General features: G+C 68.5%; 19 protein-coding genes. 7 read left to right on the plus strand and 12 right to left on the minus strand.

Annotated features, from left to right (window positions below; genetic code table 11):
- Positions 1-27 precede the first annotated feature (27 nt).
- The gene (gene topA, locus ABD693_RS08495) at positions 28-2,529 is read left to right on the plus strand and encodes a type I DNA topoisomerase (protein WP_344696630.1); all 2,502 of its coding nucleotides are present in this window, start codon (positions 28-30) and stop codon (positions 2,527-2,529) included.
- Here topA and ABD693_RS08500 read toward each other — a convergent pair.
- The 6 genes from ABD693_RS08500 to ABD693_RS08525 all read right to left on the minus strand — a co-directional run bounded on the left by ABD693_RS08500 (position 2,513) and on the right by ABD693_RS08525 (position 13,048).
- Positions 2,513-3,268, minus strand: coding sequence for a HesA/MoeB/ThiF family protein (locus ABD693_RS08500; RefSeq protein WP_344696631.1), 756 nt, complete (start codon positions 3,266-3,268; stop codon positions 2,513-2,515). The genes topA and ABD693_RS08500 overlap by 17 nt on opposite strands.
- A gap of 7 nt (positions 3,269-3,275) precedes the next feature.
- Positions 3,276-3,746, minus strand: a complete 471-nt coding sequence (gene dut, locus ABD693_RS08505; protein WP_344696632.1) for a dUTP diphosphatase — start codon at positions 3,744-3,746, stop codon at positions 3,276-3,278.
- 56 nt (positions 3,747-3,802) lie between these two features.
- Positions 3,803-5,167: an HlyD family type I secretion periplasmic adaptor subunit gene (locus ABD693_RS08510; protein ID WP_344696633.1), complete on the minus strand. Its 1,365-nt coding sequence runs from the start codon at positions 5,165-5,167 to the stop codon at positions 3,803-3,805.
- Positions 5,164-6,861 carry a type I secretion system permease/ATPase gene (locus tag ABD693_RS08515; protein ID WP_344696634.1) on the minus strand — a complete coding sequence of 566 codons (1,698 nt, stop codon included), beginning with the start codon at positions 6,859-6,861 and terminating at the stop codon, positions 5,164-5,166. The genes ABD693_RS08510 and ABD693_RS08515 overlap by 4 nt, the downstream gene beginning before the upstream one ends.
- Before the next feature lie 102 nt (positions 6,862-6,963).
- Positions 6,964-11,607, minus strand: a complete 4,644-nt coding sequence (locus ABD693_RS08520) for an Ig-like domain-containing protein (protein ID WP_344696635.1) — start codon at positions 11,605-11,607, stop codon at positions 6,964-6,966.
- A 178-nt stretch (positions 11,608-11,785) separates the two neighbouring features.
- Positions 11,786-13,048, minus strand: a complete 1,263-nt coding sequence (locus tag ABD693_RS08525; protein ID WP_344696636.1) for a bifunctional phosphopantothenoylcysteine decarboxylase/phosphopantothenate synthase — start codon at positions 13,046-13,048, stop codon at positions 11,786-11,788.
- A gap of 246 nt (positions 13,049-13,294) precedes the next feature.
- On the opposite strand from ABD693_RS08525, the gene yghU reads away from it, so the two are divergent.
- The gene (yghU, locus tag ABD693_RS08530; protein WP_344696637.1) at positions 13,295-14,131 is read left to right on the plus strand and encodes a glutathione-dependent disulfide-bond oxidoreductase; all 837 of its coding nucleotides are present in this window, start codon (positions 13,295-13,297) and stop codon (positions 14,129-14,131) included.
- On the opposite strand, the gene ABD693_RS08535 is transcribed toward yghU, so the two are convergent.
- Both ABD693_RS08535 and ABD693_RS08540 read right to left on the minus strand, forming a co-directional pair.
- On the minus strand, positions 14,132-14,560 hold the full coding sequence (locus ABD693_RS08535; RefSeq protein ID WP_344696638.1) for a hypothetical protein: 429 nt from the start codon (positions 14,558-14,560) through the stop codon (positions 14,132-14,134).
- A gap of 108 nt (positions 14,561-14,668) precedes the next feature.
- On the minus strand, positions 14,669-15,214 hold the full coding sequence (locus ABD693_RS08540; protein ID WP_344696639.1) for a hypothetical protein: 546 nt from the start codon (positions 15,212-15,214) through the stop codon (positions 14,669-14,671).
- A 143-nt stretch (positions 15,215-15,357) separates the two neighbouring features.
- On the opposite strand from ABD693_RS08540, the gene ABD693_RS08545 reads away from it, so the two are divergent.
- A complete protein-coding gene (locus tag ABD693_RS08545; RefSeq protein WP_344696640.1) occupies positions 15,358-17,721 on the plus strand; it encodes a DUF305 domain-containing protein in 2,364 nt (787 codons plus the stop codon).
- A gap of 45 nt (positions 17,722-17,766) precedes the next feature.
- Here ABD693_RS08545 and ubiB read toward each other — a convergent pair whose 3' ends face one another.
- Together ubiB and ABD693_RS08555 are read right to left on the minus strand one after the other, a co-directional pair.
- A complete protein-coding gene (gene ubiB / locus ABD693_RS08550; protein WP_344696641.1) occupies positions 17,767-19,305 on the minus strand; it encodes a 2-polyprenylphenol 6-hydroxylase in 1,539 nt (512 codons plus the stop codon).
- On the minus strand, positions 19,302-20,033 hold the full coding sequence (locus ABD693_RS08555) for a class I SAM-dependent methyltransferase (protein ID WP_344696642.1): 732 nt from the start codon (positions 20,031-20,033) through the stop codon (positions 19,302-19,304). The genes ubiB and ABD693_RS08555 overlap by 4 nt, the downstream gene beginning before the upstream one ends.
- A 49-nt stretch (positions 20,034-20,082) precedes the next feature.
- Between ABD693_RS08555 and mutM the strand changes: the two genes are divergently transcribed.
- The 3 genes from mutM (at position 20,083) to dnaA (ending at position 23,066) form a co-directional block, all read left to right on the plus strand.
- On the plus strand, positions 20,083-20,889 hold the full coding sequence (mutM, locus tag ABD693_RS08560; RefSeq protein ID WP_344696643.1) for a bifunctional DNA-formamidopyrimidine glycosylase/DNA-(apurinic or apyrimidinic site) lyase: 807 nt from the start codon (positions 20,083-20,085) through the stop codon (positions 20,887-20,889).
- Between the two features lie 110 nt (positions 20,890-20,999).
- Positions 21,000-21,263 (plus strand): 30S ribosomal protein S20, encoded by a 264-nt coding sequence (gene rpsT, locus ABD693_RS08565; RefSeq protein WP_344696644.1) that lies wholly within the window; start codon positions 21,000-21,002, stop codon positions 21,261-21,263.
- A 396-nt stretch (positions 21,264-21,659) separates the two neighbouring features.
- Positions 21,660-23,066 (plus strand): chromosomal replication initiator protein DnaA, encoded by a 1,407-nt coding sequence (dnaA, locus tag ABD693_RS08570; RefSeq protein ID WP_344696645.1) that lies wholly within the window; start codon positions 21,660-21,662, stop codon positions 23,064-23,066.
- 3 nt (positions 23,067-23,069) lie between these two features.
- Here dnaA and ABD693_RS08575 read toward each other — a convergent pair whose 3' ends face one another.
- Together ABD693_RS08575 and ABD693_RS08580 are read right to left on the minus strand one after the other, a co-directional pair.
- Positions 23,070-23,360, minus strand: a complete 291-nt coding sequence (locus ABD693_RS08575; RefSeq protein WP_344696646.1) for a hypothetical protein — start codon at positions 23,358-23,360, stop codon at positions 23,070-23,072.
- A gap of 40 nt (positions 23,361-23,400) precedes the next feature.
- On the minus strand, positions 23,401-24,402 hold the full coding sequence (locus ABD693_RS08580) for a glycerophosphodiester phosphodiesterase family protein (protein WP_344696647.1): 1,002 nt from the start codon (positions 24,400-24,402) through the stop codon (positions 23,401-23,403).
- Positions 24,403-24,515: 113 nt separating this feature from the next.
- On the opposite strand from ABD693_RS08580, the gene ABD693_RS08585 reads away from it, so the two are divergent.
- On the plus strand, positions 24,516-25,127 hold the full coding sequence (locus ABD693_RS08585) for a TetR/AcrR family transcriptional regulator (protein ID WP_344696648.1): 612 nt from the start codon (positions 24,516-24,518) through the stop codon (positions 25,125-25,127).
- Positions 25,128-25,345: the final 218 nt, after the last annotated feature.

Here is a 25,345-nt window from a genome sequence, read left to right on the forward strand (position 1 = left end):
CGTACGCATGCGTGAGGACATGAATAAGTGAAGCTGGTCGTCGTCGAATCGCCGGCCAAGGCGAAAACCATCGAGAAGTATCTGGGGCCCGGCCACAAGGTGCTGGCGAGCTACGGACACGTGCGCGACCTGCCGCCCAAGGACGGCTCGGTCGATCCGGACCACGATTTTGCGATGGACTGGGAGGTCTATGGCGACAAGGCCAAGCAGGTGAAGGCGATCGCCGACGCCGCCAAGGCGTCGGATACGCTGATCCTCGCGACCGACCCCGATCGCGAGGGCGAGGCGATCAGCTGGCACGTCCAGGAGCTGCTGAAGAAGCGGAAGGCGCTGCCAAAGGACGTCCAGCGTGTCACCTTCAACGCAATCACCAAGTCGGCCGTCCTTGACGCCATGGCGGCCCCGCGCGAACTCGATAACGACCTCATCGACGCCTACCGGGCGCGCCGCGCGCTCGATTATCTGGTCGGCTTCACCCTCTCGCCGATCCTGTGGCGCAAGCTTCCGGGCGCGAAGAGCGCGGGCCGCGTGCAGTCGGTCGCGCTGCGGTTGATCGTCGACCGCGAGGCCGAGATCGAGCGCTTCACCGCGCAGGAATATTGGACCGTGACCGCGCGCTTTGCTGCCACCGGCCAGGAGTTCACCGCGCGCCTCGTCGAGCTTGACGGCAAGAAGGTCGACAAGCTGACGCTGGGTGACAAGGGCTCGGCGACCGACGCGAAGAAGGCGGTCGAAGCCGGCCATTTCGCAGTCGCCTCGGTCGAGACCAAGCCCTTCAGCCGCAATCCCCCGCCGCCCTTCACCACCTCGACCCTGCAGCAGGAAGCCGCTCGCAAGCTTGGTTTTGCCGCCAGCCACACGATGAGGATCGCGCAGCAGCTCTATGAGGACGGGCTGATCACCTACATGCGGACTGACGGCGTCCAGATGGCGGGCGAGGCGATCAGCGCGGCCCGCAAGGCCGTCGCCGACCGCTTCGGCGCCGCGCACCTTCCCGACAAGCCGCGCCACTACACCAGCAAGGCCAAGAACGCGCAGGAAGCGCACGAGGCGATCCGCCCGACCGATTTTGCTCGCGAGAAAGCCGGCAGCGGGGACCATGCGCGCCTGTACGAGCTGGTGCTCAACCGCGCGCTCGCCAGCCAGATGGCCTCGGCACGGCTCGAGCGGACCACCGTTGAACTGGCGAGCGATCGTGCCCGGCTGCGCGCCACCGGCCAGGTCACGCTCTTCCCCGGCTTCCTCGCGCTTTACGAGGAAGGCCGTGACGAAAAGAGTGACGACGAGGACGGCGCCAAGATGCCGCACCTCGCCAAGGGTGACCGGCCCGACAAGCTCGGCGTCGATGCGGTGCAGAGCTTCACCCAGCCGCCGCCGCGCTATTCCGAGGCGAGCCTCGTCAAGCGTCTCGAGGAACTCGGTATCGGGCGCCCATCGACCTATGCGGCGACGCTGCAGACCTTGAAGGACCGCGAATATGTCCGGCTCGAGAAGCAGCGCTTCATTCCCGAGGAGAGCGGCCGCCTCGTCACCGCCTTCCTCGAGCGCTTCTTCGAGAAATATGTCAGCTACGATTACACCGCCGAGCTCGAGGACGAGCTCGACGACGTGTCGGGCGGGCGGCTTGATTATCTGAAATTGCTCGAAGCCTTCTGGCGCGATTTCAAGCCCAAGGCGGGCGAGGTGATGGAGCAGAAGCCGTCCGAAGTGACGGCCGCGCTCGACGAGTTCCTTTCGCCCTGGCTGTTCCCCGACAAGGGCGACGGCTCCGATCCGCGCACCTGCCCGCTGTGCGGCACCGGCCGTCTGGCGCTCCGCGGCGGCAAGTTCGGCGCATTCGTCGCCTGCTCGAACTACCCCGACTGCAAGTTCACGCGGAAGTTCGGGCAGGGCGGCGATGCCGCTGCTTCGAACGGCGAACCGGCGGATCTCGGCGAAGGCATCCTGCTCAAGAGCGGCCGCTTCGGCCCCTATGTCGAGCAGGGCGAAAAGCGCGCCTCGATCCCCAAGGACGTCAGCGTCGATCTCGACTGGGCCAAGAAGCTGCTCAGCCTGCCGCGCGAGATCGGGCCGCATCCGGAGACGGGCGAGATGATCTCGGCCTCGATCGGGCGCTATGGGCCCTATCTCGTCCACCAGGGCAAATATGCGCGCCTCGCGGGCACCGCCGAGGTGTTCGAGACCGGCATGAACGCCGCGGTCGCCAAGCTTGCCGATGCGGCGGCTGGTGGCGGCAAGGGCCGGGGCGCGTCGCGCGAGCCCGTGGCGGTGCTGGGTGCCCATCCCGAGACCGCCAAGGAACTGAAGGTCATGGAAGGCCGCTTCGGCCCCTACGTGACTGACGGCACCACCCACGCGACCTTGCCCAAGGCGACCGATCCCAAGGCGCTGACGCTCGAGGAGGCGATCGCGCTGATCGACGCCAAGGCCGCCAAGGGCCCGGCCAAAGGCAAGCGCAAGACCGCCGCCAAGAAAGCGCCCGCCAAGAAAGCGGCGCCGAAGAAGGCCGCGGCTAAGAAGAAGGCGTAGCGCCGCACGCCCGGCAGCCCGGATCCGCAGGAATGCGGATCGGGCGCTGGGTGCCGTCGAGGCCGTCGATCAGGTGTAGGACGCCGACCGGATCCTCGCCCGCCTGTGCGAGGAACCGGATCGCGATCAGCGCGGCGAGGTTGCCGGCCAGCCCCGTCAAAGCGCCCGTGACTCCAAGCTCGGCGCAATTGTCGCAATCGTCGGCGTCGAACGCATCGCCGACGAAGCAGCGGTAGCAGGGCCGACCCCGGAACAGCCCGACCTGCCCCTGCCACTGTGCGGCGGCGGCGCTGAGCAGCGGAAGGCCAAGGCCGACGCAGGCATCGCTCACCGCCAGCCGGGTCGCGAAATTGTCGGTTCCGTCGATCACGAGGTCGTGGCCCGCGAGCAGCGTCGGCGCGTTGCCGGGGTCGATCCGCCGCTCGATCGGATTCACCTCCACGAACGGGTTCAGGCGCCGCACGAACTGGCCCGCGAGCGCCGCCTTGGGCTCGCCCGCGTCGCGCGAGCGGTAGATCGGCTGACGGTGGAGATTCGACAGGTCGGCGAGATCGGGGTCGACGATGGTGATCTTGCCCACCCCCGCGCCGGCCAGCGCCGGGATCACCGCCGCGCCGATCCCGCCCGCGCCGATCACCGCCACGCGCGCCGCCTTCAGCCGCTGCTGACCGGTCCCGCCCAGCTGCGGCAGGACGATCTGGCGGGCGTAGCGGGTCAGTTCCTCGTCGGAGAGGGTCACCGGCGGCTCACAGCCCCGTGCTTCCGAATCCGCCGAGGCCGCGCCCGGTGCTGGCCGAGAATTCCTCGACGACCCGGAATTCTGGCCGGATGATCGGCAGGAAGACGAGCTGTGCGATCCGGTCGCCCGGGCTCACCGTCACCGGCTCGCTGCCCGGCGGGGTTCGCAGCCAGGCGGAGATGAAGATCTGGTTGGCGTAATCGGCGTCGATCGTGCCGACCGACTGGCCGAGGATGACGCCCTTCTTGTGACCGAGGCCCGAGCGGGCGAGCAGAAAGGCGACGACATGGGGGTCGTTCATCAGGATCGCGATACCCGAGGGAATGAGGATCGCCGGCGCCTGCGGCTGCAGTTCGATCGGCTCGTCGATGCAGGCGAAGAGGTCGATCCCGGCCGACATCTCGGTCTGGTAGGCGGGCAGTCCCCAGTCGTGGATGCGCGGGTCGAGGACCTTCAATTCGAACAACGGCTGCGACAAATCATCCCTCCCAAGGCTTGCGCCTCGCTAGGGAAGCGCCGCCGCCGCCGCAACCGTCAGTCCTCGCGCATCGCGCCCCAGAACTGGCTCGTCAGCGGCTCGAGGAAATAGTCGAGGGCGGTGCGCTTGCGCAGCTGGACCAGCACCTCGACGTTCATGCCGGCGGTCAGCCGGTAGGGCTTGCCATTGGGGTTCTTGAGCAAGGCGAGCTGGTCGCGGGGGACCACCACTTCGCTGGTGAAGTAGCGCTGCCCCGTCTTCTCGTCGACAAAGCTGTCGGCCGAGACGCGGGTGATCTTGCCGTTCAGCGGCGGGAGCGACCGGTCGTGGATGCCGGGGAAGCGGACTTCGGCGTCCATGCCGGTGACGAGGTCGTCGGCATTGTCGGGCGAGACCATCGCCTGGACAACGAGCGGGGTGTTCTCGGGCACGATGTCCATCAGCTTCTGCCCCGGCGCGACGACGCCGCCCGGGGTGAAGACGGCAAGCCCGACCACCGCGCCCGAGACCGGCGCGCGGATCACCGTCTGGCGGAGTTGCTCGCGCGCGGCGGCGAGCTTGGGCATCACGTCGCCGATCTGCTGCTCGGTGTCGCGAAGGTCCGCGGCGACCTTCTCGCGGAAGGTCTGCGTGGCCTCGGCGGCCATCAACTGGTTCTCACGCACCGACCCCGACGCGACCGAGCGCGAGGCGGCGAACTGACCCTGCTCGCCCTGGAGCGAGGCCTTCAAACGCTCGAGTTCGCGCATCCGGGTCTGCGAGACGAAGCCCTTGTCGGCGACGGGCTTCAGGGCGGCGATCTGCTCGTCGACGAGGCGGATCTGCTCGGCGGTCGAACTGGCCTGGCTCGATGCACCCTGGCCCTGCGCCCCCGATTGCTGGGCCCGGGCGCCGAGCGCACCGCGCTGCGCCGACAGGGTCGCGGCCCGCGCGGCCATCTCGCGCCGCTGCAGGGCCAGCACCTGCATCGCCTCGGCGCGGTCGGCATCGTCGAACATGCTGTATTCGGCCGGCACCGCGATCGGGGTTCCGGTCTGCTCGGCGATCAGCCGCGAGCGGGTCGCCATCAGGCGGATCGCCTGGCTGGTGAGCGCACGCTCCTGCGCCTGCACCTCGGGCGCGACGAGGGTGAAGAGGAGGTCGCCGCGATTGACGCGCTGGCCTTCCTTGACGTTGATCGTACCCACGACCCCGCCGTCGCGATGCTGGATCGTCTGGCGCTGGCCAGATACGGTCAGCGTGCCCGTGGCGTGCGCGGCCGCATCGAGCCGCGCGATCGCGGCCCAGCCGAGGAAGATCACGAAGAACAGCCCCGCGATGATGGCCCCGATGCGGATATCCTTGCGAGGATCGGTCAGCTCGGCCGCGGGCTGCGCGGTGGTGGCGGGGAGATGGTCGGCGGCGAGGACGAGGTCGGTCATGCCTTGGCTTCCACGGCAACGGGGGCGGGGCGGGGCGGCATGATCCGCTGGAGCACTTCGTCGCGCGGGCCGAACATCTCGGCCTGGCCGTCACGCATGAGCAGGATCTTGTCGATCACGGGCAGCACGCCGAGCTTGTGACTGACGATGAGCACGGTCCGGCCGCGTTCCTTGGCCTCGGCAATCGCCTTGGTCAGCGCCGCGTCGCCTTCGCCGTCGAGATTGCTGTTGGGTTCGTCGAGCAGCAGGATGCGCGGGTCGCCGAAGAAGGCGCGGGCGAGCGCGACGCGCTGCGCCTGGCCGGCGGACAGGCCGCGGCCGCCCGGCCCGAGGCGATGGTTGAAGCCGCCAGGCAGTCGCTGGATGAGGTCGAGCGCCCCGACCGCTTCGGCGGCGGCGATGACCATCGCGTCGATCTCGCCCGGGTCGACCAGCCGGTCGCCCGCGAAGCGCGCGATATTCTCGGCGACGGTGCCGGGGAAGAGCCGGCTGTCCTGCGGCACATAGCCGATCTCGAGCGCAAGCCGCTCGGGGTCCCAGTCGGCCCGGCTCGAGCCATCGAAGCGGACGTCGCCGCGGTCGGCCGGCAGCGCGCCGGCGAGGACCCGCAGCAGCGTCGACTTGCCCGCGCCCGACGGGCCGATGATCGCGATCGCCTGCCCCGGCTCGACCGCGAAGCTGACGTTCATCAGGACCGCGCCGTCACGGTCGGGATGGCGGACGCTGATCGCCTCGGCCGTGAGCGCGCCCTTGAGCGGCGGGAGTTCGGTCAGGCGCGGCGCGTCCTGCTCGGAGCCGAGGAGGTCGTCGAGCCGGGTCATGGCACGACGCGCGGCGCCGAGCGGCCGGATGGCGCCGATCAACTGCTCGATCGGCTGCAGCGCGCGGGCGATGAGGAAGGAGCTGGCGAAGATCGCGCCGGGCGAGATCAGCCCCTCGACCGCGAGCAGGGCCCCGAGGCCGAGCGCCAGCGACTGAAGCGCGAGGCGGACGAACTTGCCCCCGGTGAAGAAGGCGCCGCCGGCGAAATTCACCGAGCTTTGTTCGGTCAGCATCGCTTCGCGGGCGCGGAGCTGGCGCAGCACGAGGGCACGGCGCATGCCGAGCGCACGGATGCTTTCGGCTCCGCCGAGCAGGCTGTCCTGGAGCGAATAGCTGGCGCGGGCCTGTTCCTCGGCGCGGACCGAGTGCGGACGGACGGTACGCTCGTTCATCCAGGCAATGGCCGGGAGTGCGGCTCCGCCGACGATCGCCAGCAGGCCGATGTACGGGTGGAGCAGGAAGCAGACGAGGATGTAGATCGGGACCCACGGCGCGTCGAAAAGGGCGAGCATCGCCGGACCGGCGAGCATGCCCTTGGCCGATTCGAGGTCGCGCAGTGCGGTGCCCGCCTGGCTGAGATCGGGCCGCGCGATGCTGGCGTCCATCACCCGGGCAGCGAGCGACAGATCGAGCTGCGCCGCGGCGCGGGCGAGGAGCTTCGAGCGGATCCGGTCGAGCAGGCTCAAGGTGCCGAGCGCGAACAGCAGCACCATCGTCAGCAGGAACAGGGTCTGGACGCCGCGGGTCGGGACCACGCGGTCGTAGACCTGCAGCATGTAGATGGTGGGCACGATGTAGAGCAGGTTGACGCCCGCGCTGAACACGGCCGCCGCGACGAGGTGCGGGCGAACCCGCGACAGGGCCTGCTTCATGCCCGCTGAATTAAGTGACAGGATCATGATCCCAACGGGTTAGCGCCGCTCCAAAGACGAATCCTTAGGAGCGGCGCTTGCCCGCGTCCAGCGTCTTGGCGCCTAGCTGACGAGCCAGCCGTCGGCGGCGAGGGTCGCGTGGCCCGCAAACCCTCCGTCGACCAGGCCAAGCTTGCCCGCCGAGGTGTCCATCGCCACGCCGGCGAGGCTCGAGACGCCGAGCAGCGTCACCGACCCGCCGCCGGTCAGGACGATCCGGAGATCGGCGACGCCGTCCTGGTCCCAGTCGGTGGTCTGGACCGAACGGATCCCCGTGCCGCCCTCGAACAGCAGGCGGTCGTTCGCCTTGTCGAAGTCGAAGATGACGTCGTTGCCCGACTTGGACGAGAATTCGAACACGTCCTTGCCCGCCCCGCCGGTGAGCCAGTCGTCGCCCATGCCGCCGCTCAGGAAGTCGTTGCCCGCACCGCCGTCGAGCACGTCATTGCCCGAGCCGCCGAGCAGGATGTCGTGGCCGGTCCCGCCCGTCAGCAGGTCGTTGCCATTGCCGCCGTCGAGCCGGTCGTGGCCGCTCCCGCCATCGAGGCTGTCATTGCCGTTGTTGCCGTAGAGCGTGTCCTCGCCCGCGGTCCCGGCCAGCGCGTCATTGCCGTTCCCGCCGCTGCGGGTGACGCCGTCGGCGATCCCGGTGACGGTGACGTTGACGGTCGCGGTGCTGGTCAGCCCGCCCTTGTCGGTGACGGTGTAGGTGAAGCTGTCGACCGCGGTAGCCCCGGTGGCGAGCGCGTCGAAGGCATCGCCGTCGGCGACGTAGCGCAGGGTCTGGCTGGCGGCGTCGAAGATGAGGCTGCCGTGCGTGCCCGCGGTGCCGACCGCGCTGATCGAGAGCATCTCACCCGCGTCCGGATCGCTGTCGTTGCCGAGGAGCAGCGACCACAGGTTGCCGCTGGTCGCATCTTCGTCGACAGCGATGGCGTCGGCCTTTGCGACCGGCGCCTCGTTGACGTCGCCGACCAGCACGGTGACCTTGTTCTGCGAGGTGAGACCCGCGCTGTCGGTCACCTTGACCAGCAGCTCGTAGCTCGCCTGACCCTCGTGATCGAGCGGCGCGGTGGTGGTGACCACGCCCTTGGCGTCGATCGCGAACTTGCCGTCGCCGCCCGAGACGAGGCTGTAGGTCAGCACGTCGCCCGGCGTATCGGTCGCCGACAGGCTGCCGACGATCGCACCGGCCGGCAAATTTTCGTCGACCGAGCCGCTGCCGCCGAGCACCACGTCGTGCGGGGTGATGGCGACGCGCAGCAGCGCGACCTGCGGGTCGTGGTCGGTCGGGCGCTCGCCGCCGAATTCGGCATTGATGTGCACCGCGTCATATTTGGCGCCGTCGAAGAGACCGCCGGTGACCAGCATGTTGTCGATCAGCTGGGCGTTGCCGTCGAACACGTAGGAATAGCGTTCCTGGCTCGGCAGCAGGGTCGAGAGGTTGGTGAAGACGCCGGTGTCGGTGAGCTGGGTCTGCGCCTTCTCGAACTGGAAACCGTTCCAGTCGCCAAGAATCATGAACTGCTTGGCGCTGTCCTGGCTGAGGATGTCGAAGACATAGGCCCCGACCGCCGCCGCCTGCGCGGTGCGTGCGGCGTCGCCCGCGTCCGCCGGCGGCTGCTTGTCGCCCCACAGGGGATCCGACCCGCCACGCGAGGTAAGGTGGACGTTGATGGTGGTGAATTCCTGGCCGTTGAACGACCAGGTGGCGACGAGCGGCTGACGGCTGCCGGAAAAGGCGCTGTCGCCGATCAGGCCGAGGCTGCCGTCGACCAGGGTCACGCGGTCGGCCTGGTAGAGATAGCCGTTGCGGATGTTGCCGTTGGGCTCGCCGCCGGTCGAGTTGGCGGTGGTCGGCGCGATCTCGACATAGGTGTAGACGATGCCGGTCGCCGCGAAGATGGCGTCGATCAGCCCCTGCGCGTTGCTGGCGCCCGACAGGTCGGTGCCCTTGCCCGCGCCATCGGCATCCTGGACTTCCTGCACCGCGAGGATGTCGGGCGCGCCGAGGCTGTAGACGATGTCGTGCGCGAGGACGTCGTACTTCTGGTCCGACGGGTCCATGTTCTCGAGATTGTAGGTCGCGACGCTCACGAAATTGGCATCGCCCTTGAGGACGGTGTCGTTGTCGCCGAGCGTGACGTCCTTCGTCACGGTCGCGGTTTCGGTGGCGAGCACCTCGTAGCGGTCGAAGCTGTAGTTGATGATGCCGGTGACCGAGCCGAGGACGTCGCCCTGCGTCAGGAACGGCTGGGCGGAGAGCTTGTCGTCGAGCTGGATCTTCTCGGGGTTGTAGTCACCCGCGCTGATGGTGATCCCGCCGCGCTCGTTGATCCCGGTCGCGCCGGCGCCGCCCGAGGCGACGATCTCGGTCTCGCCGAAGGCGTTGCTGTTGCCGACCGCGATCGGGCTGTCGATCGTGACCCGCATGCCCTCGAGGCTTTCCCAGAAGTCGATGCCGTCGACGTTCGGGTTGAAGACGGTGAGGCCGTCGCTGTCGATGTGCTCGGTCGGGGGCAGGAGGCCGCCGACGCCGATCTTGACCGCGTCGGGCAGCGCGTTGCCGCTCGACTGGATGGTCAGCGCCGAACCCGCGATCTGGGTGACCGACAGGCCGGTGTCGCTTGGCTTATATTCCTGGACGGTGCCGGTGACCTGGACCGCGTCGCCGACCGCGACCGGGGCGGTGCCGCGGACGTAGATGGCGTCCGAGGTGCGGGCGTTGCCGTCGCCGGTGGCGTCCTGGATCCAGAAGCCGCCGCTGGTGTCGAGCGCGGTGACGATGCCGGTGGTGATGACCGGCTGGCCGACATAGGACGAGACGTGACCCTCGCCCTGGATCGCCATGATCGTCCGGGGGATGGGATCGTCGTTCAAGATGATGCCGCGCGCCGCGCCGTCGACGATGGTCGCGTTCCCGGTGACGCCCGAAAGGTTGACCGTGAAGGCCTCATTGTCCTCGCCGACGCTGTCGGTGGCGACCGGGACGGTGATGGTCTTGGTATATTCGCCCGCCGCGAAGGTGACGGTGCCGCTGGTGATGGCGCCGGCCGCAAGGTCGTCGGCGGTGGCGCCGCCGTCGAAGGCGATCGACCAGGTAGCGCTCGCCTCGCTGGCAAATCCGCCCGCTCGGGTCACGGTGAAGGTGAGGCTGCTGGTGCCGCCGGTGCCCTCGACGGTGGCGGCGTCGGCGATGCGGATCTGGCCCTGGTCGGTGCCCGAGAGGAAGGTCTGGCCGACATTGGCGCCGCCGCTGGTGCCGGCGATGTTGAAGCCCCAGCTGAAGTCGCCGTAGCTCGAGCCGGTGCCCTGGAGCTGGAGGCTGGTGCCGAGCGGGGCCTGCGCCTGGAAGACGCCGATGTCGGTCGCGGTGAGGCCGGCGGCCGGACCGCTTGTCGCGGTCATCGTGCCCTCATAGCTGAGGAACTGGACGACGCGGCCATAGGGGTCGACCAGCGCGATACCGTCGGGAGCGCCGTTCTGGATGCCGTCGGGCAAATATGTCAGGCTCTTGAAGCCGAAGCCGTTCGCCTGGTCGGCGAGCGCGCCGCTCAGCGTCACGGTGTTGTAGGCGGCGCCGCCATTGCCGTTGTAGAGGACGACCTTCCAGCCGGTGAGATCGGTCCCGGCGACGCCCGCGAGCTCGATGAATTCGCCCGTGTCGGCGCCGGCAGGATCGTAGTTGATCTCGTTGATGAAGACGTTGGCGAGCGGCGGCAGGTCGTCGTTGACGATGGTGCCGATGCCGAGCCCGTCGCCGATGGTCGCGCCGCCGGTGGGGGCGGAAAGGACGACCGAGAAGGTCTCGCCCGGCTCGGGGGTCACATCGCCCAGCACGGGGACGCGGATGGCGGCGCTGGTCTGGCCGTCGGCGAAGCTGACCGTGCCCGAGAGCAGGCTGCCGAGATCGGCGGCATTGGCGGTGCCGTCGAGCTTGACGGTCCAGGCCACCGCCACCGCACCGTCGCTGCCGCCGCTGCGGCTGACGGTGAACAGCATGTCGTGGCTGCCGCTATTGTCCTCGACGAGGCTGGCGTCGGAGACGTTGAGGATCCCCGGCTGCGCAAGGGTGATGGCGCTGCTGGTCACCTTGATGTCGTCGATGCCGATCCACTCGTCGTTGCCGACGGCATTGGTGGTCATCACGCGGATCTGGAGCTGCGGCTGGTTGTTCGCGTCGGCCGGCAGGGTGACCGACACCGTCGGCAGCTGCTGGGTGAGGCTCGGGCCGGTCGAGGCGTCGGCGATGTAGCCCGCGGGCAGGTTGATCCATGGGCCGGTGTTGCCGATCCGGTACTGGACGGCGACCTGCTGGACGGCATTGTCGCCGCTGCCGTCGATGTCGCGGGGGGTGAAGCTGAAGCTGACGTTCTGGCGGCCGGTCGAATCGAGGTAGAAGGCGAGATAGGGCGCGGCCGCGGTGCCCGAGCCCTGCAGCGCGACCACCGGATTGGCGATCTGGAATTCGGCGACGCCGCCGCTGGTGAGGGTGTTGGGATTGCTCTGGTTGGCGATGACGTTGACGACGGTGCTGGTGCCGGTGATCGTCTGCGGGTTGGTGCCGGTCGCGCTTGTCAGCCCGTCACCGCGATAGCCGATGATGCTGGCGACGCCGCTCCAGTCGTCGTTGACGCTGATCTGGGCGGTGTCGCTCCAGTCCTGCGAAAAATCCCCACCCGACAACTTGAAATAGACGTCGCTCATGCTTGTTTTTCCCCACTATGCGGCGACGGCGACTGGCCTCCTTCGAGAGGGGGCGGGAGTGGCCGGCGATGCGTGATTGAACCCCGTGAACCTTGCGCTCCGGCCAGTGGCGGAGCTTGATGACAAGTTGCTGACACTGGTCAGAAAATCGGGGATCGGCAAGCGATTCGGTGTGCCGTTACGGGACTTGGGCGAGCGAGTTCGCGATCCGCTCGACGAGGGTGCGGGCGAGCATCTCCTTGGTACCGGCGCCGAGGTCCTCGGTGCCGTCCTCGGAGACGAGGTGGAGGTGGTTCGAGGTGCCGCCCATGACGTCGCCCGAGACGTCGTTGGCGAGGATCCAGTCGGCGCGCTTGGCGGTCCGCTTGGCGGCCGCCTGCTCGAGGAGGTCGCCGGTCTCGGCGGCGAAGCCGACGAGGAGCCGCGGGCGGTCGGGATGGCCGCCGAGGGTCGCGAGGATGTCGGGATTGGGGGCGAAGCGAAGCTGCGGCGGGCCGGCCGACTTCTTGAGCTTGGTGGGCGAGGCCTCGACCTTCCAGTCGGCGACGGCGGCGACGAGGACCGCGGCATCGGCGGGAAGAGCGCCCTCGACAGCGGCGAGCATCTCGTCGGCGGTCTCGACGTCGATCCGCGCGACCCCGGCGGGGGTGGGGAGGGCGACCGGACCGGCGACGAGCGTGACCCGCGCCCCGGCGGCGGCGGCGGCGGCGGCGATGGCGAAGCCCTGGCGGCCCGAGGAGCGGTTGGCGATGACGCGGACGGGGTCGATCGGCTCGTGGGTCGGGCCGGCGGTGACGAGGATGTGCTTGCCCGAGAGGTCGACCGCGCTCTGCGTCATCCCGGGCTCGACCTTGGATCCAACTTCTTGAGAAGCGAGCGCTGCGGAAAGAAAGGTGGACCCCGGATCAAGTCCGGGGTGACGGGAAAGGGCTGCGAGGATCGCCGCCGGCTCGGGCAGGCGGCCGGGGCCATATTCGCCGCAGGCCATGGCGCCCTCGTCGGGCTCGAGCACGGTGACGCCGCGGCGGCGCAGGGTCGCGACATTGGCCTGTGTCGCTTCGTGGAGCCACATGCGGACGTTCATCGCGGGGGCGGCGACGACCGGCTTGTCGGTAGCGAGGAGGAGGGTGGTGGCGAGGTCGTCGGCGATCCCCGCGGCCATTTTCGCGAGGAGGTCGGCGGTTGCCGGGCAGACGAGGACGATGTCGGCCGCGCGGGACAACTGGATATGCCCCATCTCGGTCTCGTCCTTCAGATCCCAGAGCGAGGTGTAGACGGGGCTCTCGGCCAAGGCGGCGAGCGTCATCGGCGTGACGAAATGGCTTCCGCCAGCGGTCAGCACCGGGGTCACCGAATGGCCGTTGCGGCGGGCGAGGCGAATCAGCTCGGCGGCCTTGAACGCCGCGATCCCGCCGCCGACGATGAGGAGGATGCGGGCCATTTACGCGTCGCGAACCTGAACAAGGTCTCGAATGTCACAGGGTCCGCGAGTCGTTTTCGCCTGCCGCCGCCCGTGCGCCGCGCGATGGCGCAGATCGAAAGGGGTCCCCGGGCAAGACAGCGCAGTCGTCACCGCGCTGCGATGCCAGACGAAATCCTACTTTGCTAGGCGGGAACATCGGCGTGCCCCCTTGAGGGCAGCGGCGCGGCTCCCATCTCGCGCCCGAAACGACAGGGAGCTCGATGCATGTCCGATTACGTTCCGCCCAAGGTCTGGACCCCCAAGCCCGCGCTGGGCCGGTTCGCGGCGATCAATCGCCCGGTGTCGGGGGCGACCCACGACCAGGAACTCCCCGTCGGCGCGCATCCCTTCCAGCTCTACAGCCTCGGCACGCCCAACGGGCAGAAGGTTACCATCCTGTTCGAGGAGCTGCTCGCCGCCGGACATGCCGGCGCCGACTATGACGCCTGGCGGATCGACATCATGGAAGGCCAGCAGTTCGGATCGGGCTTCGTCGGGGTCAATCCGAACAGCAAGATCCCCGCGCTGGTCGACCGGAGTGGGCCCGAGCCGGTCCGGCTGTTCGAAAGCGGGGCGATCCTCCTCCACCTCGCCGAGAAGTTTGGCGCGTTCCTCGGCAGCAGCCGTCCCGAAATGCTGAGCTGGCTGTTCTGGCAGATGGGTTCGGCCCCGATCCTCGGCGGAGGCTTCGGCCATTTCTTCGCTTATGCGCCCGAGAAGTTCGAATATGCGATCGACCGTTTCACAATGGAGGTGAAGCGGCAGCTGGACGTGCTCGACCAGCGGTTGGCGACGCAGGAATTCGTCGCTGGCCCCGACTACAGCATCGCCGACATGGCGATCTTCCCCTGGTACGGGTCGGTGGTCCGCGGGAAGATCTACGAGGGCGCGGACGTGTTCCTCAACGTCGAGGAATATGCCCACGTCCGGCGCTGGGCCGACCAGCTGTGGGAACGGCGCGCCGTCCGGCGCGGGTGGAGCGTCAATCGCACCTACGGGCCGGAGAACGAGCAGCTGGCCGAGCGCCACTCGGCCGCCGACCTCGACGCGCTCGGGCTCTGATCAGGCGGCGAGGGTGCGGGCCGGCGCCGGGTCGTCGTCGTTGGCGGCGGCTCGGCCGGTCGGCTTGCAAGTGCGGCGGCGACGCGACGCGCGGCGGACAAGCCCCATGGTTCGAGCGGCGACATAGGTGATTGCGGGCCTCGTCCTCACAAGCACGGCGGCGACGATGGTGGCCGTCACCGCATCGGCATAAAGCGCGATCTGCCAGGCGAGGGTCGCGGCAATCTCGGCCGAGCCGATCAAGACCATCATTTCAGCACCGGCGGCGAAAAACATTGCCAGCGCGATCAGGAAGAAGAGGCGCTTGCGATCGAGCGTCTCGAGCCGCTCGGCCGGTAAAGCGACCAGCCAGACGTGGAGCGTGCGGCTGAGCGGGATGTCAGGGACGAAGACGAGAAGAGCGATGATGCCGAGGCACAGGGCAATCATGTGGTGGTTCTCCTCCGGGAAGGCGCACCGTTCGTCCTGAGCTTCGTCGAAGGACGCCCTTCGACTGCGCGCTTCGCGCTCCGCTCAGGACGAACGGTTGCCTTGACGTTAGCGCGCTTCGCCGCGGAGGATGAAGCGGTCGTCGTCGCTGGTGCCGAGGCGGACCTCGAAGCTGCCGTGGTCGGCGATCTCGTGGACCGCGACGCCGAGGATGTCGTCTTGGTCGCGGTGGAGGTCCGAATAGTCGAAGGTGCCGTGGATTGCGCCCTTGATGTCGCTGAGGAGCGAGGCGCAGTCGACTTCGCCCTTGTCCTTGAGCTGGCTCTCGATGCCTTGGTGGAAGGCGTCGTGCGCCTTGTCGACCGCGATCACGCGGCCCGCGTCCTCGTCGATGACGAGCGCGACGATGCCGAGCTTGCCGCCCGAGGGAAGCTCGCACCGGCCGATTTCCTGCGGCACGGGGAGGGTGGTCCCGGCCTCGATGTCGTTGGCGAAGGCTTCACGGACGTCGGCGTGCTTGGGGCTGGTCACCGAGACGTTGCCGTCGCTGCCCACCGCATAGAAGCTGGTGAAGAGATAGGGCTCGCAGCCACCCTCTTCCGACTGCGCTTCGCAATGCAGTTCCTTGAGTTCGATGGTGACGCGATCGCTCATGGTCCGTGAATTCCCTGTCAGGTGAGAGTGACTTCGAGGCGCGCGGTAGCATGGGGCGCGAGTCGCAAACAAGGCCGGTTGAACCTTGCCGCCGTGCTGCTAGCCTGCGGTGATCAAGTGCTCATGGAGGGGCGGTTCACACGATGACGACCAACGGGATGACAAGCGCGCTCAAGGGCGCGCGGATGCTGCTTCTGGCGGCGGGCTGCACGGCGGCGATCGCCAGCGCGCAGCGGGCGCCGATCGTCCAGCCGGGCGCACCGGGCAAGCCCTCGACCACGATCGACGCGGCGGCGGCGAGCCGGATCGCGGACACGAGCTTCTCGTCCTATGACGTGACCTACCTCCAGAACATGATCCCGCACCACGCGCAGGCGACCGCCATGACCGCGCTGGTGCCGAGCCGGACCAACCGGCCCGAGATCGTCACGGTGGCCAAGCGCATCGACGCGACCCAGGCCGACGAGATCGCCTACATGAAGAAGTGGCTGGCCGATCGCGGGCAGCCGGCCGAGGGCGAGCATGCCATGCACATGATGCATGACGCCTCGATGATGGCGAGCATGGGCATGGCGACCCCGGCGCAGATGAGCGAGCTCGCCGCCGCCAAGGGTGTCGCGTTCGAGCGGCTGTTCCTGACCCGGATGATCACCCACCACCAGGGCGCGATCCGGATGACCGAGGAACTGCTCCAGCGCGGCGGCAGCGCGGCCGATCCGGGGCTCAACGAATTCATCAACGACCTGCTCAAGGAGCAGAAGGAAGAGGTGAAGCGGATGACGACGCTCCTCGGCACGATTGCCGAGGACGCGCGCACCGCGCTCACCGCGGGCACCAGCAATGCCGGCCAGGCGATCAACGGGCTGGCGCTGGTCGCGAGCCTGCCCAAGCCGACCGGCTTCTTCGATCCCAAGAACCCCTACGAACTGCCGATCAAGGCGCCGGCCAAGGCGGGCGACAAGGGCCCGGCGACGAACACCGGCCGCTCGCCGCTGCTGAGTTTCTCGCAGACCGACATGGCCTTCCAGGGCGACGTGATGGCGGTCGGCAATTATCACGGCTTCAATCTCTACCGGACGAGCGCGACCGGCGGGGCGCCGACGCTGATCAGCTCGGTCATCTGCCCGGGCGGGCAGGGCGACCTCAGCCTCGTCGGCAACCTCCTCATCATGAGCGTCGAGCAGAATCGCGGACGGATCGACTGCGGCCGGCAGGGCGTCCAGGACTATGTCTCGGCCGAGCGCTTCCGCGGGATCCGCATCTTCGACATCTCGAACCTCGCCGCGCCGCGCCAGGTGGGCGCGGTCCAGACCTGCCGCGGGAGCCACACGCACAGCGTCATCTCGAACGACGCCAACAAGGTGATCGTCTACGTCTCGGGCACCGCGCAGGTCCGCTCCGACAAGGAACTGGCGGGCTGCGTGAGCGATCCGGGTTCGACCCAGTCGGCGCTGTTCTCGATCGACGTGGTCGAGATCCCGGTCGCCAATCCGGCGGCGGCGCGGATCGTCGACCGGCCGCGCGTGTTCGGCGATCCCGCCACGGGCAGCATCTCGGGCCTGTGGTCGGGCGGCGACCATGGCGACGGGACTCAGGAAACCAACCGCACCGACCAGTGCCACGACATCACCGCCTTCCCGAGCCGGGGAATCGCGGCGGGCGCCTGCTCGGGCAACGGCATCCTTCTCGACATCCGCGACCCGGCGCGGCCGAAGCGGATCGACCAGGTGCTCGACCCGACGTTCGCCTACTGGCATTCGGCGACCTTCAACAACGACGGCACCAAGGTCATCTTCACCGACGAATGGGGCGGCGGCGGACGCCCGCGCTGCCTCGTCTCCGACCCCAAGAACTGGGGCGCGGACGCCATCTATGACATCGACAACGGCAAGCTGCGCTTCCGCAACCACTACAAGCTGCCCGCCGCCCAGACCGCGACCGAGAATTGCGTCGCGCACAACGGCTCGATCATCCCGGTTCCGGGCCGCGACCTGTTCGTCCAGGCCTGGTACCAGGGCGGCATCTCGATCAGCGACTTCACCGATTCGAGCCGCCCGACCGAGATCGCCTATTTCGACCGTGGCCCGATCAGCAAGGACGAGCTGGTGCTCGGCGGCTTCTGGTCGGCTTATTACTACAAGGGCCTGATCTACGGCACCGAGATCGCGCGCGGCCTCGACATCCTGGCGCTGAAACCGAGCGCGCAGCTGTCGGCCAACGAGATCGCGGCGGCCAAGCTCGCCATCTATCCCAACGGGCGGTTCAATCCGCAGGACCAGGCGCCGGTGAGCTGGCCCGCGAGCCCGGTGGTGGCGATGGCCTATGTCGACCAGCTCGAGCGCAGCCAGAGCCTGCCCGCGGCGCAGATCGCCTCGCTGCGGCAAGCCCTGGCTCGGCCCAACGCCGGGCAGCTGCGGCAGATGGCCAATGCGATGGCGATGCCGGCCGATCCGATCGCGGCCAAGCGCGTCGCGGCATTGAAGGAAACGCTGCTGGCGATGCGCTAAGGACAGAGCCCTCTCCGCGGCGGGTGCCGCGGGGAGGGTTCATTCCTAGCGCAGCAGAAGCACCGCAGCAGCGCCCGCGATCGCCGCGCCGAGGGCGATCAGGGTGTCGCGGAAGCGCAGGCGCGGGAGCTGCTTCACGTCGACCTGCACCTCGGGGAGCGCGGGGGGCGCGCCGCCGGGGGCGGGGAAATAATGGTCGATGCGGTCGATCAGGTCGGGGAGCTTGCGGAGCGCCCGCGTCACCTGGACGATGCGGTCGGCGGCATAGGCCTCGGGGCCGAGCTCGGAGCGGATCCACTCCTTGAGGAAGGGCTCGGCCTGTTCCCACATGTTGATGTCGGGATCGAGGAAGGTCGCGACGCCTTCTTCCATGACCATCGTCTTCTGGAGGAGCAGGAGATGCGGCTGGACCGGCATGTCGAAGTCGCGGGTGATCGAGAACAGGCCCTCGAGCATCCGGCCGACGCTGATGTCCTTGACCGGGAGGCCGCGGATCGGTTCGCCCACGGCGCGCAGCGCGGTCGCGAACTCGTCCGAATTGTGGTGGGCCGGGACGTACTGGGCCTCGAAGTGGATTTCGGCGACGCGGGCGTAATTGCCGGTGATGAGGCCGTAGAGGATCTCGGCGAGCCACAGGCGGGCGCGGCGGTCGATCCGGCCCATGATCCCGAAGTCGATCGCGGCGAGGCGGCCGTCGGGCAGCGCGAACAGATTGCCCTGGTGGAGGTCGGCGTGGAAGAAGCCGTCGATCACCGCCTGGCGGAGGAAGGCGCGGACGAGGATCCCGGCGAGGTCACGCGGATTGTGGCCGGCGGCGATCAGGTCGTCGCGCTTGGACAGCTTGATTCCGTCGAGCCACTCGAGCGTCAGGACCCGCCGCGCGGTGCGGTGCCAGTCGATCTCGGGGACGTAGAAGCCGTCCTCGGCGACCATGTTCTCCTTGAGCTCGGAGGCCGAGGCGGCCTCGCGCTGGAGGTCGAGTTCGCGCCGGGTCCACTGGCGGAAGTGGGCGATGACGGTCTTGGGGCGGAGGCGCCTGGCCTCGTCGCCGGCATGAGCCTCGAGATGGGCGGCGGCCCATTCATAGGTTTCGAGCGCTTCGGCGAACATGTCCTCGATGCCGGGGCGAAGGACCTTGACCGCGACCTGGCGCCCCTCGGTGGTGACCGCGCGGTGGACCTGCGCGATCGAGGCGGCGCCGACGGGGGTTTCCTCGAAGCTGCTGAAGAGCGTCTCGAGCGGGGCCTCGAGCGCCTGCTCGACCGCTTTCCGGATCAGCGGGAAGGGGGCGGGGGGAAGCGAATCCTGCAACGCGAAGAGATTGTGCGCGGCTTTCTCACCGACGAGGTCGGGGCGGGTGGCGAGCGCCTGGCCGAGCTTGATCGCGGCCGGCCCCAATTGCTGGAGCGCGGTGGCGTAATCGGGTTCGGCGGGCTGGCGCAGGCCAAGCCGCGCGAGCCGGACGAGGCGGCGGGCGAAGGGCGGGGTCAGCGGGTCCTTCTCGACCCCCTGCAGGGCGCCGTAGCGCGCGAGGGTCCGGCCCCAGCGCAGCAGGCGGAGAACGTGGGTGACGCTTGAGGTCAAGCCTTCCACCCCGACCAGATGCAGACGAGGCCGCCCATCAGCGTCTCGGTGCGGGTGCGGACGAAGCCCGCATCGCCGATCATCCGCTCGAAGTCATACGGTTTGGGGAAGCGGCGGATGCTTTCGACGAGGTAGCGGTAGCTCGCCTCGTCGTTGGTGACCGCCTTGCCGATCTTGGGAATCGCCTTGTCGGCCCACAGGTCATAGGCTTCGCCGAAGCCGGGCCAGTCGCTGGTCGAGAATTCGAGCACGAAGAAGCGGCCGCCGAACTTGAGGACCCGGTGGGCTTCGCGCAGCGCCTTGGGGATGTCGGTGACGTTCCGGATGCCGAAGGCGATGGTGTAGGCGTCGAAGGCACGGTCGGCGAAGGAAAGGGTCTCGGCGTTCTGGACCGACCAGGTGAGGCCCTCGATGTCCTTTTTGGCGGCGCGCTCCTCGCCGACGCCGAGCATGTCGGCGTTGATGTCGCTGACGGTGACGCGCGCGCCGCGCTTCGCCATCCGGAAGGCGATGTCGCCGGTGCCGCCGGCCATGTCGAGGATCTGCTCGTGCGGCTGCGGCTTCACGCGGGCGACGAAGCGATCCTTCCAGAGCCGGTGCATGCCGGCGCTCATCAGGTCGTTCATGATGTCGTAGCGGCGGGCGACCGAGGAGAAGACCTCGCCCACCTTGCGGGTCTTTTCCTCGGGGCTGACGAGCTGGTCGCCGAAGTTCACGGTGTCGGACATGGGAGGCGCTCTAGCCGGACGCGCCCGCCCGCGCCATATGGCCCACAGCATGCCCGAGCTTCCCGAAGTCGAAACCACCGTGCGCGGGCTGGAGAAGGTGCTTCTCGGCCGCCGGCTGACCCGCGTCGAGGCGCGGCGGGCGGACCTGCGGCGGGCCTTTCCGCACGATCTCGGGCAACGGCTGACGGGCGCGGTGGTCACCGGCCTCGGGCGGCGCGCGAAATACGGGCTCGTCCATACCGATCGGGCGGACACGATGATCTTCCACCTCGGCATGAGCGGGCGGTGGCGGATCGATCCGAGCGAGTCCGAGCCGCACGACCACCTGCTGCTCGCGACCGACGACGGGCACGCGCTGGTGCTCAACGATCCGCGGCGGTTCGGAAGTGTCGACCTGGTGCCGACCGCCGCGCTTGGCGCGTGGCCGGCGTTCGCGGCGCTGGGGCCCGAGCCGTTCGACCTCACCGCCGCCGAGCTCCAGGCGAAGCTCAAGGGGCGGAGCGCGGCGATCAAGCTGCTGCTGCTCGACCAGCGGATCGTCGCGGGACTGGGCAACATCTATGTCTGCGAGGCGCTGTTCCGTGCGGGCATCAATCCCAAAAGGGCGGGCGGCAAGGTCAGCCGCGAGCGGCTCGAGCGGCTGGTCCCGGCGATCCACGCGGTCCTGGCCGAGGCGATCGAGGCCGGCGGCTCGACCCTGCGCGACTATGCCCAGCCCGACGGTGAGCTCGGCTACTTCAGCAAGAGCTTCGCGGTCTACGATCGGGAAGGGGCGCCGTGCCCCTGCGGCGGGACCGTGAAGCGATTCGCGCAGGGCGGCCGTTCGACCTGGTATTGCCCCGCCTGCCAGCGCTGAGGCCGGTTGACCGGATGAGCCTCCTCGTATAGGGGACCGCTATCCGGTGCGAGCCATCAGGCTTTCGCGCCGCTTTTCATTTTAGACAGCCTAGGGAATCGTAGTCAGCCATGGCGAACACGCCGCAAGCCAAGAAGCGCATCCGTCGCAACGCTCGTCGCACCGAGATCAACGGGGCGCGTGTCAGCCGCATCCGGACCTTCATCAAGGCGGTCGAATCGGCGCTGCTCGCTGGCGACAAGGGCGCGGCGTCGGAAGCCCTCAAGGCGGCCCAGCCGGAGCTGGCGCGCGGCGTTGCTCGCGGCGTGCTCCACAAGAACACCGCGTCGCGCAAGTTCTCGCGCCTGACGAAGCGCGTGTCGTCGCTCGGCTGACACTACAAACTGTCCAGTTTCGGGAAGGCCGTCGGATGCGAATCCGGCGGCCTTTTTCGTTACGGTCAAAAAACCGTTTGGTTACCGCGATTCGCGGGCAATGGCAGTTAACAGAAACGGCATAAACGGCAGAATACAGCCGTTAATTGCGCTCCTACAGGGGAATGCCCTGTCAAGCGCCTTTATTTCAGTGATGTGAAAAAAGCTGCTTGGCAGCGGGCCGCTCATTGCGCCAAAAACCCCCTCCGGCAGTGATTCCACTGGGGGGATCCACGCTTAGCAGCAAAGGGCCGTGTCGACTCGCGTTGGCACGAACGAACCCCTGTGTCTGCTTGCAGCGGACTGTCGGCGCGATGATTTTGGAGGCTCGGGCGAGTGCAAGTTTTAGGTTCGGATATGTCGCGGGGGCAGGGCACTGACGACGCGGGGATGGCGATGCCGTCCGACACGTCGCCGCTCGCGGCCGCCTGGAGCGCGATCCGGACCGGGCTTCGCCGGGACTGCGGCGCGCGGACCTTCGACGGCTGGCTGAAGCCGGCCGAGCTCGGCGCCTTCGATCCGGACAGCGGCAGCCTCGAGCTGCAGATGCCGAGCCAGTTCATGGCCGACTGGGTCCGCAGCCATTTCGGCGAGCGCCTGCAGCTCGCCTGGCGGACCATGCTGCCGGTGGTGCGCGAAGTGCGCATCGTCGCCTGTGAGGGCGGCCCCAAGCCCGCGCCGCTGCTGATCCTCGAGGAAGCGCCCGTCGCCGCCGAGCCGGCGCCGGTCGCCGCGCATCCGCGCCCGGCCTTCGATCCGCGCTACAGCTTCGAAAGCTTCGTCATCGGCAAGGCGAACGAGGTTGCCGCGACGGCCGCCAAGACGCTCGCCGAAGCCTCGACCGTCACCTTCAATCCGCTGTTCCTCCATGGCGGCACCGGGCGCGGCAAGACCCACCTGCTGCATGCCATCGGCCAGCGCTTCCTCGCGCTCCAGCCGAACGCGCAGGTCGTGATGATGAGCGCCGAGAAATTCATGGTCGAGTTCGTCCGCGCGATCCGCGAGAACGACACGATCGGCTTCAAGCAGCGCCTGCGCTCGGCCGACCTGCTGCTGATCGACGACGTCCAGTTCATCGCCGGAAAGGAATCGACGCAGGAAGAATTCTTCCACACGATGAACGAGATCATCAGCGCCGGGAAGCGGCTGGTGATCACCTCGGACCGCGCGCCGCAGGACCTCGACGGGATCGCGCCGCGAATCCTCTCGCGCCTTTCGTGGGGCCTCGTTGCCGACATCAACGCGGCCGAATTGGAGCTTCGCTACAACATCCTGCTGGCGAAGCTGGCGCAGCTTCCGGGCGTCTCGATGCCCGAGAACGTGGTCGACTTCCTCGCCCGCCGCCTGACCAATTCGATCCGTGAGCTCGAGGGCGCGCTCAACCGCATCGCGGCCTACGCGCTGATGACGGGCCGGGCGATCGACCTCGCCTTCGTCGAGGAAGTGCTGGCGAACGTGCTGCGCGCCAACCAGCGCCGGATCAGCATCGACGAGATCCAGACCCGGGTCGCCGAGCATTATTGCATCCGCAAGGCCGAGATGGTGTCGGCGCGCCGGGCGCGCGAAGTCGCCCGTCCGCGCCAGGTCGCCATGTACCTGTCGAAGCAGCTGACGCCCAAGTCGCTGCCCGACATCGGTCGCCGCTTCGGCGGGCGCGACCATACGACGGTGATCCACGCGGTCCGCCAGATCGAGAAGCTGCGCGCGAGCGATCCCGACATCGACGCCGCGATCCGCCTGCTGACCCGCCAGCTCGAGGGCTGACAACTACAAGAGGCGATGGGGCGCGGGATTGCCGCGCTCGGCGATGAGTTCGCGGCGCGCGCGGTCGCGGCAGTGCGCGAAACGTTCCCGAAGATCGACCCCTGACCCGAGCGCCGCCAACGCGGCATCGTCATCGCCGCGCGCGACCAGCGCCACCGTCTCATCTTCGTCCAGCCCGAGCTCCCGCGCGAACAGGCGCAGGGTGCGGACGCGAAGGCGGAATTCGAAGTCGGCGAGCCGTGCCGATTCGCGCTCCCCTTTCTTCAGGAAGGCGCCGCGGAGGTCCCAGGCCATGGGAAAGAGATGGGCGTTGGCCGCCCGGCCGGCAAGCCGGTCAGGAGCCGATCGCGCGGCGGGCGAGGGCCGGGTCGTCGGCGAAGAGGCCGGCGATTCCGGCCATGACATAGGCCCGGATTTCGGCGATCGAGCCGGCTTCGTGACGTGCGTCGGGCCCGGCGTCGCTGCGCAGATCCGCCGGGAGGAAGCGGTTCTCGGGGCGGAAGGTGTAGGGCATGACCGGCAGGCCCGTGGCCGCGGCGTCGGCGACGAGCGCGGTCGGGTGGCCGAGGCGGCCGTCGAGATCACACGGGATGACGCTCGCCTTGTCGGGTCCGAGGATGTCGGCATAGCCCGCGATGGCGGCGAGACCGGCGGGGGAAAGCATGGCGCCGGCGGTGAGATGGGCTCGGTCCTGCGGCGGCCGTGCGGGATCGACCAGTTGCATCAGGCGGATGGTCGAAGGGCGGCCGATGGCGGCGCGGATCGCCTTCAGATTCGCGATCTCGAACGACTGGACGATCAGCGGGGCGCCGGCGAGCGCCCGATGGTCGAGACTGGCGAGGAAGGGCTCTTCGAGCGGGAGGCCGATCGAGCGGAAATAGCTCGAATGCTTGAGCTCGGGAACGAGACCGATGGGGCGGCCCTGCCGCGCCGACTCGGCGGCGGTGAAATCGAGCAGTTCGTCCCAAGTGACGAGCGGGGCTTCGCCGTCGTGCGCGGCGCTCAAGGGACGGGTGGCAGGCCGGCGCTCGACGGTGCGGAGGCGCTTCAGCTCGGCGAGGGTGAAATCCTCGGCGAACCAGCCGCGCTGCTTGTGGCCGTCGATCACCTTGGTGGTGAAGCGGTCGGCAAAATCAGGGAAGCGCGCGACGTCGGTGGTGGCGGCGAGATTGGGTTCGTGACGAGCGATGAGGACGCCGTCGCGACTGATGACGAGGTCGGGCTCGAGATAGTCGGCGCCGTCGGCCGCCGCGCGGGCGTAAGAGGGGAGGCTGTGCTCGGGAAAGAAGGCGCAGGCGCCGCGGTGGCCGAAGATCGAGATCGGGGGCGGAGCCATGGTCGTGGCAGGGTGCGCCGGACGCGCGGGCGAGACAAGCGGCGCCGAGTTGCGCCGGACTTTCGCCGCAAGGTCATGGACTTCGCGGTCGCGCGAATTATATACCGCTCGATATGAATGCTCCCGAGCGACAGATCTGCAAGGGCAGGCCACGCGAATTCTGCACCGAGCAGGCGCTCGCGGCGGCGCTGGCCGTGTTCTGGACCAAGGGCTACGAAGCCTCGTCGCTGACCGACCTCACCGAGGCGATGGGGATCACCCGGCCGAGCCTGTATGCGGCGTTCGGCAACAAGGAAGAACTCTTCCGCAAGGCGCTCGATCTCTACGAGCGCGAGAAGCTGGCCTATATCGGCGAGGCGCTGGCCGAACCGACCTCGCGCGGGGTCGCCGAGCGGCTGCTGCGCGGGGCGCTCGAGAGCCTTACCGGCGGGGCGCAGCCGCGCGGGTGCCTGCGCGTGATCAGCTCGATGACCTGCGGGTCCGAGGCGACGTCGGTCCAGAAGGATCTGCACGCCCGCCGTGCCTCGTCGCAGGCGGCCCTGATCGCGCGGATGGAGACGGCCAAGGCCGATGGTGACCTTCCGGCGGACACGGACGTCGAGGGAATCACCAACTATCTCCTTGCGATCCTCCAGGGCCTGTCGGTCCAGGCCAACAACGGTGCCTCGCCCGAGCAGCTCGAGGAAGTCGTCCGGACCAGCATGGCCTTCTGGCCGGGACGCTGAAAAAACTTTTCTACCGCCCGGTATGAAACTCTTGACCGGGGCTGAACGCGTTTCTATACCGTCCAGTATAGAACAGGTGGCAGGAAAGGTTTAGGGCACCCGCGAGGGTGCCGCTCCGACACGGCTCGATCGCGCAAGCATGCAGCCGCTCAATTCATCATGGCTCGTCCGGGTTGGCAGGCGTCGCGCGCTTGCCGGGCCGAGCCCTTGCGTCCGCA

The organism is Sphingomonas rosea (genome assembly GCF_039538065.1).
Classification (GTDB): Bacteria; Pseudomonadota; Alphaproteobacteria; order Sphingomonadales; family Sphingomonadaceae; genus Sphingomicrobium; species Sphingomicrobium rosea.

What these genes read in the sequence shown, in the direction of transcription:
- ABD693_RS08510 (WP_344696633.1), bottom strand. Translation starts at nt 5,167, where the DNA reads ATGACCGACCTCGTCCTCGCCGCCGACCATCTCCCCGCCACCACCGCG.
- ABD693_RS08515 (WP_344696634.1), bottom strand. Translation starts at nt 6,861, where the DNA reads ATGAAGCAGGCCCTGTCGCGGGTTCGCCCGCACCTCGTCGCGGCGGCC.
- ABD693_RS08520 (WP_344696635.1), bottom strand. Translation starts at nt 11,607, where the DNA reads ATGAGCGACGTCTATTTCAAGTTGTCGGGTGGGGATTTTTCGCAGGAC.
- ABD693_RS08525 (WP_344696636.1), bottom strand. Translation starts at nt 13,048, where the DNA reads ATGGCCCGCATCCTCCTCATCGTCGGCGGCGGGATCGCGGCGTTCAAG.
- yghU (WP_344696637.1), top strand. Translation starts at nt 13,295, where the DNA reads ATGTCCGATTACGTTCCGCCCAAGGTCTGGACCCCCAAGCCCGCGCTG.
- ABD693_RS08535 (WP_344696638.1), bottom strand. Translation starts at nt 14,560, where the DNA reads ATGATTGCCCTGTGCCTCGGCATCATCGCTCTTCTCGTCTTCGTCCCT.
- ABD693_RS08540 (WP_344696639.1), bottom strand. Translation starts at nt 15,214, where the DNA reads ATGAGCGATCGCGTCACCATCGAACTCAAGGAACTGCATTGCGAAGCG.
- ABD693_RS08545 (WP_344696640.1), top strand. Translation starts at nt 15,358, where the DNA reads ATGACGACCAACGGGATGACAAGCGCGCTCAAGGGCGCGCGGATGCTG.
- ABD693_RS08555 (WP_344696642.1), bottom strand. Translation starts at nt 20,033, where the DNA reads ATGTCCGACACCGTGAACTTCGGCGACCAGCTCGTCAGCCCCGAGGAA.
- mutM (WP_344696643.1), top strand. Translation starts at nt 20,083, where the DNA reads ATGCCCGAGCTTCCCGAAGTCGAAACCACCGTGCGCGGGCTGGAGAAG.
- rpsT (WP_344696644.1), top strand. Translation starts at nt 21,000, where the DNA reads ATGGCGAACACGCCGCAAGCCAAGAAGCGCATCCGTCGCAACGCTCGT.
- dnaA (WP_344696645.1), top strand. Translation starts at nt 21,660, where the DNA reads ATGTCGCGGGGGCAGGGCACTGACGACGCGGGGATGGCGATGCCGTCC.
- ABD693_RS08575 (WP_344696646.1), bottom strand. Translation starts at nt 23,360, where the DNA reads ATGGCCTGGGACCTCCGCGGCGCCTTCCTGAAGAAAGGGGAGCGCGAA.
- ABD693_RS08580 (WP_344696647.1), bottom strand. Translation starts at nt 24,402, where the DNA reads ATGGCTCCGCCCCCGATCTCGATCTTCGGCCACCGCGGCGCCTGCGCC.
- ABD693_RS08585 (WP_344696648.1), top strand. Translation starts at nt 24,516, where the DNA reads ATGAATGCTCCCGAGCGACAGATCTGCAAGGGCAGGCCACGCGAATTC.